We start from the raw sequence: 14,450 nt of genomic DNA, 5'->3' as shown, positions 1-14,450 counted from the left end.
CCTCCCTATCGTCTTTTTCCATATGAATTATATGTTTTAGGTCCTCTATCAGGATTTAAAAAGTTTAACATTTGAGTTGTAAAACTAAGCTGCTGCTTAATCAAAATATCATTTGTATCTTTTTGAAAAACTACAGAATCCAATAACTTCTTTATATCTCTATAATTTTTTTCTAATTCTTTATCCTTAAGTTCATGCACTATTTTATTCATATCCTCACCATTTGTTAGGCTTCTTCTTTTCATTTCAAAAGAAGCTACCTCCCTACTACTTTGTTCTATTTTGCTTCTTACAGCATCCAGTGCAAATACTTCTCTCTTCGTTAAATATTGAAACTGTTCATCTAAACAAGATAGCAGTGTTTGAAGTGCTTTAATTTCTTCAACTATTACTGAATTTAATTCAGATGCATTCATGACATACCTCCATTTTTATATTTTCATTTCCTCCATAATTTTTGCTGCAATTAATTTCGAATCTATATTATAAGTACCATTTTTTACTTCATTAGTTAACTTTTCTATTTTTTCTTTTGAACTTACAAATTTATCATCTAATGAATAGGAGCTCAAACTTTTACCTAATGAGGATATCTGAACTATATCACCGTTTTGTACTCTTTCTTTCTTTTCTATGGTTTTTTTATGATCCGAGTAAAGGTTTATAACCTTACTTGGATTAACTCCATTAATTTTCATAAATATACACTCCTAACATTTATCAAGTGAAACAACTTCTCTTGGCTATATCATTATTAGTATTATCGGGTATATAAATCCAATGTTTATACCTGAAAATAAAAGAAAAACCTTTATTTTTAATTCAAAATCCCTCTTTTTAACTACTTTAATAAAAAAATAAATTCCATTAAAATTTACTATAGAATATAAGTATTTTCTTAAACGTCTTTTTTGCATCAACCTTGATTATATACACTTAATTGTAATATTTCACCATAATATGCTAACAATTTAAGTTAAATACTTGGCAATATATTTTTTGTACAAAAATAGAAAATTCCTATAAAAAAAATAAAAACAGCCCTTTTAAGGCTGCTTATATTATCTTAAAGATTTAATTCTATCTTCACTGCTTATAATACTTGTTATTCTTACGCCAAAATTTTCATCTACCACAACTACTTCACCATAAGCTACTTTTTTTCCATTTACAAGTATTTCTACTGGTTCTTCTGCTAATTTATCAAGTTCTATTAAAGATCCTGTTCCTAGATTTAATATGTCCTTTATGTTCTTTTTTGTTCTTCCTAATACTACAGATATATCTAAAGGTACATCTAATATTAAATCTATATTCTTTGGCATTTCCGCACTTGAACTTGGTGTACCCAAAGGTTGAAATGAAGCTTGCTTAACTTCAACTTTGGGAACATTCGGATTTTCTATAGGCTTCTCATATATAGTTTGTTGTGGCGGTGCCTGATATTGTGTCTGTGGCTGTTGCTGTGGTTGACTTTGTTCTACTTTCTGCTGCGGCACTGTCTGCTGTGATGGAACCGTTTGTGGTTCTGACTTTGATATTGTTTCTCCTTCAGGAGATTCTTGCCCCATCATTATAGTACTATCTACCAAATCACCTATTGCTAAGGAGAAGGATACTTTAACTATTGGTTCTTCTTCTGATATACCTTTAGCCACAGGAGATTTTAAATCGTTCCATATTGTAGATAAAGGTGGGGATATGTTTACTTCTCTCATAAACATGGTCGCCATGGATGTAGCTGCAGAACCTATCATTTGATTCATAGCCTCTGACACAGCACTAAGTTCTATTTCAGATAATTCTTTAGCGCCTTCTTCTACCTTTCCATCCCCACCCATCATGAGATTTGCAATTACAGATGCATCTGTAATTTTCATTACAAGAAGATTTTCTCCAACTATACCACTTACATACTTAACCTCCAAAGCAACATTGGGAACTTCAAATTCATCCTTTAAGTCCTTTAATCTAGTCATACTTACTATTGGCGTAGTTATGTTTACCTGTTGATTGATTATTGTAGAAAGTGCTGTGGATGCAGAACCCATAGATATATTACCAATTTCACCTAATAAATCTCTTTCTATATCTGTTAATGCAGGTAACTCTGATTTATCTGATGATTCTGGCGTTTCTGGTGTTTCCCCTGAAGTTTTTGTTTCTTCCGATGGTTCAGGTGGTGTATCGCCTCCACCGTTTAAAAGTGCATCTATTTCTTCCTGTGAAAGAAACCCATTACTCATAATTTTCCACATCCTTATCTATAATATCTAGTATCTGAACCCCCATATTTTTCCCCAACACTCCTGGTTTTCCATAACAATATGGTTTATCTTCCACCATTAACTTAATAGGTGTATTTGTTTTATCATTTAAAGTTAACACGTCACCTACACCTAACCTTAAGAACTCGTCTACAGTAATATTAGTAGAACCTAATACTGCAGTAAGACCCATATTTACTATATTTAATCTTTCTCTTAATTTTGCTCTAGATTCCTCTAGTATTCCTTCATTATTACTATCCTGGAACCAATATTGTACTACGAGCTTATCTAATACTTTTTCTATACTTAAATAAGGTATACATATATTGATAAAAGTACTACTTTTGCCCATTTCTACAGAAAAAGTTATTAATGCCACTGCTTCATTTGGTGCCAATGTTTGATTTAATGCCGGATTAGTTTCTAAACCTTCTATTTCAGTATTAACTTCAAGCACATCATCCCAAGCTAATTTCAAATTAGATATAAGCCCTGTATTTATAACCGTCATAATATTCTTGTCTATGTCTGTAAATTCTCTTGTTTTATACTTTCCTGTTCCTTTTCCACCTAAAAGTACATCTATTATTTCAAAAGAAAATTGTGGATTTGTTTCAAACAATACAGATCCACTTAAAGGTGGCATTTTAAATACAGTAAGAATTGTGGGATTCGGCACAGAATGAATAAACTCTTCATAAGTTATTTGCTGTACAGACTCTATTTTTACCTTTACATTACTTCTTACCTGCGCAGTTAAATAATTTGAAATTATTCTAGCATAGTTATCATGAATAAGCTCAAGTGTCCTTATATGATCCTTTGAAAACTTTTGAGGACTTCTAAAATCATAAGGTTTAACTTTTTGTTTTTCTTCTTCTTTTGGTACTTCATCTGGAGTTAACTCTCCAGCAGACAAGGCAGCTAAAAGGGCATCTATTTCGCTCTGCGATAATACATCTGCCATTCTCTTCCCTCATTTCTTATTAAAGAATTTCTAATTTGAAAGAAGTTTATCTATATCTATAAGTGTCACAATTCTATCTTTAAAATTTATAACTCCTTCGATATAAGCTTTTTTTTCATCATTATTCTTTTCTATTATTTCTTCTTCCACTTCTAAAACTTCATCTACTTGATCTACAGTTATTCCTACTAATTCATCTTCCATTTCTAAGATAATTATATTGTTCTGTTTTTCTTCGGATTTTGATACATCTAATAAAAGATTTATGTCTAAAAGTGATATTACATTACCTCTTAAATTTATGAGTCCTTTTATATGTGCTGGCGCCTTTGGAACTTTTGTTATTTCCATAGCATCATTTATACTTTGTACCTTTGCAGTTTTCACTGCAAATTGTTCATTGTTTAACTTAAATATAACAACCTGCATCACTTAAACACCTCCAATGTTAACTGCTGAACAATATTTTACTGCAGCATTTTTAACATATCTATAATTTTATCCATTACAACTTAATTGAGAACATAAAATTTAGAATGGAGAATTAATGCAAAATTTAATACAAATTTTAATATCACTCAATAAATTCTCGTTCAAATTTATAAGACCTTTATATCTTACAAATAAATTTTTTATTCTCAATTCCTAATTCTATAAGTGACAGATAACTTTTACTGTCATCTGTCACTGAAAATTTAATTTGCTACCCTATTACTTTTTTAATAGCTTCAAGCACTCTATCGGCTTGGAATGGTTTTACAATAAAATCTTTTGCGCCTGCTTTTATTGCATCCATAACCATAGTCTGCTGTCCCATAGCTGAACACATTATTATTTTTGCTGTTGGATCAAATGCCTTTATTGCTTTTACAGCCTCTATTCCATCCATATCAGGCATAGTTATATCCATAGTTACTACATCTGGTCTTTCCTTTTTATACAATTCTACAGCTTTTAGGCCATTATTTCCTTCTCCTATTACTTCAAACCCATTCTTTTCTAATATATCCTTTATCATCATTCTCATAAAAGCAGCATCATCAACAATTAATACTTTTGACATTTTATTCCCTCCAAATCTATTTACTCCTGTTGTTATTATTATTAAACTCCTAATGCACTTAACATTTTCTCAAGTGAACCAGGCATTGGTACATAATAAAAGTGCCCACCTATTTCTACTTCAGAATCACTTTGAACAAACATGGTTTCTATATCAAGCACATAGTCGTCAAACTGTCCTGATTCTATAAATGTTGTAGAAAGTATTGCTCCTAACATATCATAACTTACTGCTGGAACAGAAGGCATTATAGCAAGTCCAGTAAATCTTGATATAGCATTCATATATGAACTAGATATTATATTGCCTATTTCACATATTACAGAGTTACCCATTTCACTTAAAAATTCTTCTTTTTCTCCAGTTAAGGTTTCTACTAAATTTAGTGCAATATCTTTTTCAAATACAAATAATATATTACCTGGTGCTTCACCTAAAACCCTTACTATAACTCCCACAACTATCTCATCTCCACCTATACTTGAAAAAATATCATCAAAAGGTACAATGTTTATATCAGGAACTGACATATCCACTTTTCTATTTATAAGTTGCGACAGTGCTGTAGCTGCATTTCCTGTACCTATATTTCCTACTTCCCTTAGTGCATCAAGCTGTAATGGAGTCATGTCTTGATAGCTCATATACTATTTACCTCCCTACACTAAAGCAGCAACGTCTAGTATTAATGTTACTAACCCATCTCCAAGTATTGTTGCTCCTATATATTCTTTCAAGCCTTGAAGTGTTTTTCCAAGAGGTTTTATAACTATTTCCTTTTGTCCAAACAATCCATCTACCATAAGTCCTACAGTTTTTTCTCCAACCTTTACTATTACTATATATTTTTTAACACTACTATCTTTATTTATATTAAGCTTATTGCTTAACCTTATAAGCGGTGTTACATTTCCATTGTGTATTATAACTTCTTTATTATTAGTCATTTTAACTAAGTCATCACTATAATCTATAACTCTATCTATATATCCTAAAGATATAGCCATAGTTTCAGTTCCAACCCCCACAAGTAAAGCTTGAATTATTTGAAGAGTTAATGGTAATCTTATTATAAAAGATGATCCTTTATCTTTTTCACTTATTAAATCTACTGTACCACCAAGAGCCGATATCTTAGTTTTTACTACATCCATACCAACTCCTCTACCAGAAATATCTGTAACCTGTTCATTAGTACTAAATCCCTGCATAAAGATTAAATTTCTTATATCATTATCAGACATCCCTTCTGTATTTATTCCTAATCTTTCTGCCTTAGCTTTTACTTTATCTACAGGTACTCCAGAACCGTCATCTTCTACCTTTATTACAGCTTTAGTTCCTTCTTGATAAGCTATGAGTCTTATCTTTCCAACTTCACTTTTACCCTTAGCTAATCTTTCTTCCTTCGGTTCAACACCATGATCTGCTGCATTTCTTAATAAATGTATTAAAGGTTCTCCTATCTCATCTATTACAGTTCTATCTAATTCAGTTTCTGAACCTTGAATAATAAGTTCCATTTCCTTATCTAGTTCCACAGAAAGATCTCTTATCATTCTTGGAAATCTGTTAAATACAGTATCTACTGGTAACATTCTAATCTTCATAACTAAGTCTTGAAGATCTGATGTAGTTCTAGCTACTTGTTCTAAAGTTTCATTTAAATCATTTAATTTATAATTACTACTTATTTGCTCTAATCTTGTTCTATGAATAACAAGCTCTGAAACCATATTCATAAACTTATCCAATCTTTCAAGATCTACTCTTACAGATTGATGTGCCTTTTTATGAACCTCTTTGTGAGGCGTCTTACTGGCAGCTTTGCTTGGCGCTTTTGTTGCTGCTGGTTTTGGCTGTATATCAGTTTTCTGTTCTTGAGCTTTAGCTTTTACATCCTCATTTTTGGCATTTTCTTCTATTTTTCTTATCTTTTCTTGTTTTACATCCACATCATCAATATTAACCTTATCTACCTCTGATACATTCATTAGGCTATTTTGAATCTCCTCTTTCTCTTTAGTAGATAAAAGTATTAAATCAATTTCAAAATCAAAATTTTCATTTTCTATATCTTCTGTGCTTGGTACAGATTTTATTATTTCACCAAAATCTTCAAGATTTTTGAATATTAAGAAAGCCCTAGCAGATTTTAAAAGTGTATTTTCACTTAAAAATATCTTTAATTGATAAGGCTTAAAGCCTTTATCTTCTGCCTGTTTTACTACGTTAATATCATATTCATTTAATTCTATATTAACTGCCTTACTATCTTTCTTTTCTTCATTTACAGGTTTTTCAGGATTACTTTCTACTTCTGAATTTTCATCTGCAATTTCTTTAATCGTTTCAAGTTCACTCATTATATCAACAATTGAAACTTCATCTTCAACTCCATCAGATATATTGTTAACCATCTGCTCCAAAGTGTCAAGACATTTAAATAAAACTGTTACAACTTTTTGAGTAACTTTAAGCTTTCCTTCTCTAAATTCTGATAATACATCTTCCATTTTGTGAGTAAGTTCTGCCATTTCATTGAATCCCATAGTAGCAGCCATACCCTTTATTGTATGAGCTACCCTAAATATTTCATTTAGCTTATCTATATTCTCTGGTTCCTGTTCAAGTTGAAGTAATGATTCATTTAATGTTTGTAGGTTGTCCATAGATTCCTCAAGAAACATGGACATATATTGTGAAGTATCCATATTTATCCCCTCCTTACAACTTTCTATATATGAATGTAGAAGCTTTTTCAAATCCATAATCTCTGTAATTATATATACTTTCGGTGGCTCCTACAAATAGTAATCCACCTTTTTTCAACGATTCACTAAATTTCTTGTAAATATTATCTTTTACATCCTGATTAAAATATATTACTACATTTCTACATACTATCAAATCAAAATCTTTATCATAGCTTTCAAGTATTAAATCATGCTTTTTAAAAGTTACCATATTTTTTATTTTAGAACTCATGGTATATTTATCGCCCATTTGTGTAAAATATTTATCTAAATATTGTTTTTTTACATTTTTTATTTCTGAATCTACATATTCACCTTTTTTAGCTCTTTCAATTATAGTATTATCTATATCCGTTGCTATTATTTTATGTCTACCACCAGGCGAAACCTCATCTAAATACATTGCTATAGAATACGGTTCTGCTCCTATAGAACATGCTGCACTCCATATTTTTAAAGAATTGTTGTTCTTTAAAAGCTCACTTTTTAATTTTTCCTTAAGTTCTTCAAATATTTCAGGATTTCTAAAAAACTCTGAAACATTTATAGTTATAAAGTCTAAAAACTTTTGTTTTTGCGCTGGATCCTTTTTTAATAGTTCTATGTATTCTTGTATAGAGCTTGATCCTACTCTTGACATTAAACTATTTATTCTTCTATGAAGTTGGTTTGATTTATAGGCAGATAGGTTTATATTAAATTCCTTAAGCACCCATTTCTCAAAATAGTCCATATCCATAAAATCTACCTCCCAATCCCTGATACTACTTTTATTATTTCATATGCTACATTATCTATTGGCAATACTTTATCTACCATACCAGTTTCATAAGCTGCCTTTGGCATACCATATATAGTACAAGTAGACTTATCTTCAGCTATAGTTAAGCCCCCCTTTTTTTTAATTTCTACAGTTCCTTCAGCACCATCTTTCCCCATGCCAGTAAGTACTACACTTACAATTTGAGATCCATACACTTTTGAGGCAGAAATAAATAATTTATCTACAGCTGGACGTACTCCCCATATAGGAGGCTCAGTATTCAAATGTATTTTATGATCTGATCCCACTTCCATATGAAATCCACCTTGTGCTACATATACTGTATCCTTTTTTATATCCATACCCTCCGATGCTTCTACTACATGTATTTTACTATTCGAATTAAGTCTTTCTGAAAAAGCCTTTGTAAATCCTACAGGCATATGTTGTACTACAAACACAGGAACTCCTAAATTTTCTGGTAGCGCTGTAACTACTGTATATATCGCCTTAGGTCCACCTGTAGATGCTCCTATAACTACAGCTTCCACTTTACCTTGTCTACTAGTTGTTTTCATTTCAGCTTTTATTCCGGTTTGAAATTTATTATCTAACTGCATATCCTTTCCAACCATTTGATCTTCTGGCAATCCCTTTTTAAATGCCAATCTTATTTTTTCAACTAATTCATTTTTAATTTTATTTATGTCAAGAGATATTGTTCCAGAAGGCTTTGGTACAAAGTCAAATGCTCCTGCTTCAAGACATTCCATAGTAAGTTCAGGTCCTCTCTTTGAAATACTGCTTAAGACTATTACAGGTATATTTATGTTCATTTTTTTTAGCTTCTTTAATGCAGTAATTCCATCTATCTTAGGCATTTCCACATCCAAAGTTATAACATCTGGAACGCTGCCTTGTACTAGTTTATTTAAAAAATCTTCTCCATTCCTTGCAATATCCATAGCCTCCATATCAGATTCTTCATTTATCATATCTGATATAAATTTTCTCATTAAAGCAGAATCATCCACGACCAAAACTTTAACTTTACTCAAATTACCATCACCTCTTTTTTAACTTAAGCTTATGGCACATTTACCAACAAATTAAAGTTCTCTTACTCCCATTCCAACTGTTTTAATGGTTACAGCTCCATCACTATTATCAAGTATCATAGTTCTGCCTTTGTTTCCTCCAATATCCTCTCCAATTAAAGGTATTGAATATTCTTTTAAAGCATTTTTTACTGCTATACCATTTCTATTTCCAATATCCATTATCATACTTTTATCTGAAAAGTTAAACATAGAAGCTCCTCCAGCTATTTTTGCTTTGAGGTTTCGTCTTGATGCACCTAACTTTTCTAATTTTTCTATCAATATAGGAACTGCTAAATCAGCAAACTTTAACGGATTTGTTACGTTATTAAATTGAGTACTATCAGGAAGCATTATATGAGCAAGTCCACCTAAAGACTTTGTTGCATCATATATGGCTATTCCTATACAAGAACCCAACCCTACAGTTATTATTCTGTCAGGAGAAAAAGCTGTATTTAAATCTGCAATTCCTACTTTTATCTCTTTTATCTCCATAAATATACACCTTTCATTTCATAAATTAAATAAGCTTTTTTTCATCCTCTGTTAATATATTTCCAAGATCCAGCAATATAATTATTTGTCCTTTTATTTTTACCAAACCTTTTATATACCTTTTTGAAATTCCTACTGCTATTTCAGGTGGATCTTCTATTTCATTTTCATGTATATTTCTAACTTCTGATACCACATGAACAACTATGCCGAACTTATTATTTTTTTGCTTTGACACTATTATTTTGGCATTATCATTTTTTTCTTCTTCCTGCAAATTGAATCTTTTAGCTAAAGATATTACAGGCAGTACATCTCCTTCATAATTTATTACTCCTTCTACAAACGCCGGAGAATCAGGAATCTTAGTTGGCTGTTCATATCCCAAAATTCTTTCCACTTCCATAATATCTGTAGCATATTCTTCTCCATTTATGCTGAATATTAATATTTTAGCTTCTTTACTATCCATTTTTTTGATAACTCCTCCCCATTTTATTAAATTCAGTGTAAAATCTTACAAAATCTGTGTATTCATCAATAATAATTATAATTTTTTAAAGCTTCAACTTATCTACAACTATATCACCGCTGCTATCTAGATATGCATGTACACCTCTGCTTGGCGTATCCAAAATATATTCTCTATTTCCTACTAAGAATATCGTATTTTGGTAAGCTTCATCAATCCATATGTGTCCACTCTTTTCCACCTTTAACTTTGTGGACACTCCCGCTGTACTTCCAACTATTCTACACTTAATTTCGTCTTTAGCATTTAAGCTTCCACCTCTAGCCACGCTTCTCTCTTGCATAAAATATATACTTCCATTAGCTGCAATATTAGATATATACTCACCCTTTCCAGATATAACAATATCTCCTGAGCTTTGCACATTTGAGTCCTGGCAATACGACAGTTTTACATTTACGGGTATAGATAAATCATTATTTAAAATCACCAACTTTTCTTCTACAGCTTCTATAATCTTACGTAATATTGAATAATGTTCTATGCTAACAGGTGCTATTCCTATTAACTTTGTTCTTATAAGTTTTACTAAACCTTCCTCATCATAATCACCACGCTGCATATTTAAATCTGCAACAACATTTATACATAGCTTTGAAAATGTTTTAAATTTGTTTTCTATAAGAATCTTTATTATTTCTCCATCTTTCTTATCAGGACCTAAAAGGTTAAACTTTCTTATTTCTTCTACTGCTGATATTAAATTGGTTAATGTTTCTTTAAAAGTTTGTAAGTCTTTTATGCATTTAATTTTTGCAACATCCTCACCACCAGCAAATATTTTACCAGCAATAACATTACCTTTTACACTTATATCTCCAATTGATTTTATATCAGCTCTTTCTACATCCTTTTCTATAATTAAGGAGTTTCCACACTCTATTTGCATTCCTTCTTTTACACTACCATATACGATTATATCTCCCATAAACTTTATATTACCTGTTTTCAAATCCACATCACTTCTAATTTCATGAACTTGATAAACATAAAAGGTATTGCTTTTTACACATGGTTTTCCTGATCTAGTTGAAAATATTAAATTATCACTAGTAGTGCATCCTTCTCCTGCTTTTAATTTTAATTTTTTTCCTGGTTTATGCTTTTTTATTTTTCCAGCAACATCACATCCATCTTTTCCACCATCCCCAGGATGCCTCTCAGCTATTAAATCTCCTTTTTCCACTGCTGCTACAGAACCTATACTTTTAAAGTCTATATTTCCAACTTTATCTTCCTTCAATTTTTTCAAATCTGCATCGGTCTGAAATTTTACTTCCACAAAATCATCTTTTCCGTTTTGTATCTGATCACCTTTAGCAACTAGATAGTTTTTACACGGATTTTCTACACATGATCTCAAATTTTCTTCTATTATACCATATACTACATTATTGTTGTTTAATTCTTGCTTAAGTTCTTCAACTTTATACTTTGGTGGAAAATTTTGTTTAACAACCTCAGTTTTTAAAACTGCCATTGTAGTTTCTTCACAATCTTTCAATTTAAATACATTTTCAGGTTTATATACAATACTTGCATACGCTTCCATTAAATCATCGGATAAATTAATTTTTAGTTCTCTATAGGCTTTACCTTCCGGAAAAAAAACTTCTATTTTATTTTCTTTAAAAACTTCTTTTTTACCCTTAACTTCCTCGCCATCTACTATTACCTTTATGCTATCACTTACTGCTATAGATGCAGGTGCTCCTCCTTCTTCAGGGTTTTTAACCACTACTTTACCATTCAATATTTTTACAGTGCCATCTTTTTTATCTATATATAATTCTTCATCATTAATTTGGACATTTTCAGCCTTCACATCATCTAAAATCTCTATTTCAACAACTAACTTTCTCATAAACAAATGTTTCTTCTCATCTAAAATTTTATATTTTACTTGTTCCTCAGTCACACCAAATTCATTGCAGGCCTTTTTTATACTTTTTTCTAATGAGGACTCCTCATATATCTTTTTCATTAATTTCCCCCCTATTATATATAACCTAAATACTTTTTAAATTCTAAAGGTTCTTAATATTATCGTTTCATTTTCTTTTCTCTTTATGTAATATTTGTATTACATAAAACTTCTTAAATTTCAAAGTTCTATATGTATTTATTATAACATGGGTAAACTATGGTATAAAATACTTATTATGATGTATTTTGTATAAAAATGAATTTTACACTTTTTTGTTATACTTTACATTTAATGATACAACTTTTAGTTTGAATATCCATAATAATTTTCTATAAACTGTAATAGATATATTGAACTTTGTAGATGCCTACTTTCACCTATCTCAATTAAACCTTCCTTAATTTCAAAAATATTACACAACATATAAGAATGTATATTTAGAAAAAATATTAAACTTTAATATAACTCTCTTCCTCCCTAAGAAAAAAACTCTTAAAATCTTAATTATTAGAAAACATGTGCCATAAATACCCATAATTGTACTTTTCTCTTATTATATAACTTATATTGTTATATGTATATAAACATTTTATCTTATTCTAAAAAACCATATAACAAATAAATATTCATAAGATAAAAATAAGCTTAAAAGCATAAGTCTTTTTTTGCTTTTAAGCTTAATATTACTGCTAGATGTATTACTAAAAACTCTATTCATAATTTTAATAAAATATTTTTTAACTTAAGGCATATTCAAAAATAACTAGGAAGCCAGTTAGTATATTTTGCGTCATACTGCGTCAACAAAACCCTTTGATAAAACAACCATCAGTGGAACCTGCTTTTCCTTGTCAATCGCAAAATATACTAACATCTTTTACTTGTTATTTTCTTTCATATACTTAAAATATCCTTTTTAACTGCTTCATCGTATGCTTTCATTATTTTGAGAACCATTTCATTTTTTGCAGAATTAAAATTCATTTTATCTATAGATTTTATAGGTAAAACTTTTGGAGAAGTGCCTGATATGAATAGAGCTTCTAAACTTTCTAAATTATTATAATTAATTTTTTCTTCTTTTAATTCAATGCCTAAATCCTTACATAAGTCCATTATAACATTTCTAGTAACCCCTGGTAAAACATCTTCAAGAGGTGCTGTTAAGACACTATTATTTTTAATCATGAATATATTAGATTTGCTACCTTCGGTTATATTACCATTTCGATCTACTAATATAGCTTCAAAAGCACTTTTAGCCACTATTTCCTTATCCACCATAGATCTAAAATCTGAATTTATAATTTTTGCATTAGGATTATTTCTTTCTCCGTGATAAAGTATCGTATCTACTCCATTTTCGTAATCTTCTTTAAAAGGATAATGATGTTTTACAAAATAACACATAAAAGTCTTATTTTGTTCTTTTTTTAATACATCTTCTTGAAAATTAAATAAAAATTTTATATTGCCTGAATCAACACCATTTATTTTTATTAATTGCAATATTTTTTCTTCTACACGCTTTTTATTAAGCCATAAACTTAGTTTTGATATTTTTGATGAATTATCCATTCTATTTAAATGTCTATCTAAAAATAAAGGTTTGCCATCTATTATTCTTATAACTTCGTATAAAGATTTACCTTTATTTAACATGGCATCATCGAATTCTTCAGAATTTTTTATTTCAGAATTGTATATAAAATACTTATTAAAGCATTCATTCATTAAAATCACTCCATTTAATAATTTTTATTTTATAACAATTATTATACCACAAAAGTATATAATTAGTAAAATATAGAACTAAGTGCACTTTTTTTATATGATTTTAAACCTAAAATTCAAGCTATTAAAAATTTATTCAAAGTTTTTTATGAAAAAGTACTACTCTAACTGTCTCTTATTAATTCTTAACTCTCATTTACTTCCAGTTCAATATCTGTATTTTGTCATGTCCCTTTTTATAATTAATAAGAAACGGATTCCCCACTAAGTTAAAAAGAGGCATGTCTGATAGTGAATCCGAAAACATATATGAGTTTTTAAAATCTACTTCTATATTTTCTTTTTTTAAAACTTCCTTAAGCCTTTTTACTTTTTCTTCTCCTTTACAATTTTCTCCTACAATCTTTCTTCTATATTTACCATTTTCACAGGTAAATCTTGTACCTATAACCATATCTACTTCTTTTATATTATACAATTCATCCAGATAAAATTCTGCTGATGCTGATATTAAATATATTTTACACCCTTCAGATTTTAATTTTTTCATAGTATTCATAGCATCTTTATAGAATATTTTGCTCAATCTAGTTCTATAAAATTCTTCAACTATTTTCTTCATTCTAACTTCTTCTATTCCATCTATAAATGATATAAAATTTTCCTTAGCTTTGCCTGCATCTAATATTTTAGATACATAAAAAAACACCGATACAAGACTTCTTGGAAGATGTCTTATGAGTTTAGGTTCTTTCTTTAACATAAATAAATAAAATTCCATAAGAGTTTCTCGTTTTGTTAAAGTATAGTCTACATCAAAAATGGCTAATTTCTCCAAAA

At 29.7% G+C, this 14,450-nt stretch carries 15 protein-coding genes; all 15 read right to left on the bottom strand.

Translation table 11 applies throughout. The features are described from left to right. Positions 1 to 5: 5 nt before the first annotated feature. The gene (locus HBE96_RS00835; RefSeq protein ID WP_169295873.1) at positions 6 to 416 is read right to left on the bottom strand and encodes a flagellar protein FlgN; all 411 of its coding nucleotides are present in this window, start codon (positions 414 to 416) and stop codon (positions 6 to 8) included. Between the two features lie 15 nt (positions 417 to 431). Beyond that, the gene (locus tag HBE96_RS00830) at positions 432 to 698 is read right to left on the bottom strand and encodes a flagellar biosynthesis anti-sigma factor FlgM (RefSeq protein WP_169295872.1); all 267 of its coding nucleotides are present in this window, start codon (positions 696 to 698) and stop codon (positions 432 to 434) included. Between the two features lie 363 nt (positions 699 to 1,061). Next, the gene (gene fliY / locus HBE96_RS00825; RefSeq protein ID WP_169295871.1) at positions 1,062 to 2,246 is read right to left on the bottom strand and encodes a flagellar motor switch phosphatase FliY; all 1,185 of its coding nucleotides are present in this window, start codon (positions 2,244 to 2,246) and stop codon (positions 1,062 to 1,064) included. Beyond that, positions 2,239 to 3,237 carry a flagellar motor switch protein FliM gene (fliM, locus tag HBE96_RS00820; RefSeq protein WP_169295870.1) on the bottom strand — a complete coding sequence of 333 codons (999 nt, stop codon included), beginning with the start codon at positions 3,235 to 3,237 and terminating at the stop codon, positions 2,239 to 2,241. The genes fliY and fliM overlap by 8 nt, the downstream gene beginning before the upstream one ends. Positions 3,238 to 3,267: 30 nt before the next feature. After that, the gene (locus HBE96_RS00815) at positions 3,268 to 3,666 is read right to left on the bottom strand and encodes a chemotaxis protein CheW (RefSeq protein ID WP_169295905.1); all 399 of its coding nucleotides are present in this window, start codon (positions 3,664 to 3,666) and stop codon (positions 3,268 to 3,270) included. 274 nt (positions 3,667 to 3,940) lie between these two features. Continuing rightward, a complete protein-coding gene (locus tag HBE96_RS00810) occupies positions 3,941 to 4,300 on the bottom strand; it encodes a response regulator (RefSeq protein WP_169295869.1) in 360 nt (119 codons plus the stop codon). 41 nt (positions 4,301 to 4,341) lie between these two features. Next, the gene (locus HBE96_RS00805) at positions 4,342 to 4,944 is read right to left on the bottom strand and encodes a chemotaxis protein CheC (RefSeq protein ID WP_169295868.1); all 603 of its coding nucleotides are present in this window, start codon (positions 4,942 to 4,944) and stop codon (positions 4,342 to 4,344) included. A gap of 15 nt (positions 4,945 to 4,959) precedes the next feature. Further along, on the bottom strand, positions 4,960 to 7,014 hold the full coding sequence (locus HBE96_RS00800; protein WP_169295867.1) for a chemotaxis protein CheA: 2,055 nt from the start codon (positions 7,012 to 7,014) through the stop codon (positions 4,960 to 4,962). A gap of 13 nt (positions 7,015 to 7,027) precedes the next feature. Continuing rightward, positions 7,028 to 7,795: a CheR family methyltransferase gene (locus tag HBE96_RS00795; protein ID WP_169295866.1), complete on the bottom strand. Its 768-nt coding sequence runs from the start codon at positions 7,793 to 7,795 to the stop codon at positions 7,028 to 7,030. 5 nt (positions 7,796 to 7,800) lie between these two features. Further along, positions 7,801 to 8,877: a protein-glutamate methylesterase/protein-glutamine glutaminase gene (locus tag HBE96_RS00790; protein ID WP_169295865.1), complete on the bottom strand. Its 1,077-nt coding sequence runs from the start codon at positions 8,875 to 8,877 to the stop codon at positions 7,801 to 7,803. Between the two features lie 51 nt (positions 8,878 to 8,928). Then, a complete protein-coding gene (locus HBE96_RS00785; protein WP_169295864.1) occupies positions 8,929 to 9,417 on the bottom strand; it encodes a chemotaxis protein CheD in 489 nt (162 codons plus the stop codon). 25 nt (positions 9,418 to 9,442) lie between these two features. Beyond that, the gene (locus tag HBE96_RS00780) at positions 9,443 to 9,889 is read right to left on the bottom strand and encodes a chemotaxis protein CheW (protein WP_169295863.1); all 447 of its coding nucleotides are present in this window, start codon (positions 9,887 to 9,889) and stop codon (positions 9,443 to 9,445) included. 85 nt (positions 9,890 to 9,974) lie between these two features. Continuing rightward, on the bottom strand, positions 9,975 to 11,933 hold the full coding sequence (locus HBE96_RS00775) for a flagellar assembly protein A (protein WP_169295862.1): 1,959 nt from the start codon (positions 11,931 to 11,933) through the stop codon (positions 9,975 to 9,977). Positions 11,934 to 12,770: 837 nt separating this feature from the next. Next, a complete protein-coding gene (locus tag HBE96_RS00770; protein WP_169295861.1) occupies positions 12,771 to 13,610 on the bottom strand; it encodes an aminotransferase class IV in 840 nt (279 codons plus the stop codon). A 196-nt stretch (positions 13,611 to 13,806) separates the two neighbouring features. Next, positions 13,807 to 14,448: an HAD-IB family hydrolase gene (locus HBE96_RS00765; RefSeq protein ID WP_169295860.1), complete on the bottom strand. Its 642-nt coding sequence runs from the start codon at positions 14,446 to 14,448 to the stop codon at positions 13,807 to 13,809. Positions 14,449 to 14,450: the final 2 nt, after the last annotated feature.

The organism is Clostridium muellerianum (assembly GCF_012926525.1).
GTDB classification, from domain to species: Bacteria; Bacillota; Clostridia; order Clostridiales; family Clostridiaceae; genus Clostridium_AM; species Clostridium_AM muellerianum.
Note: the sequence above shows the minus strand (reverse complement) of the source record. Positions and strands in the feature narration are given on the sequence as shown.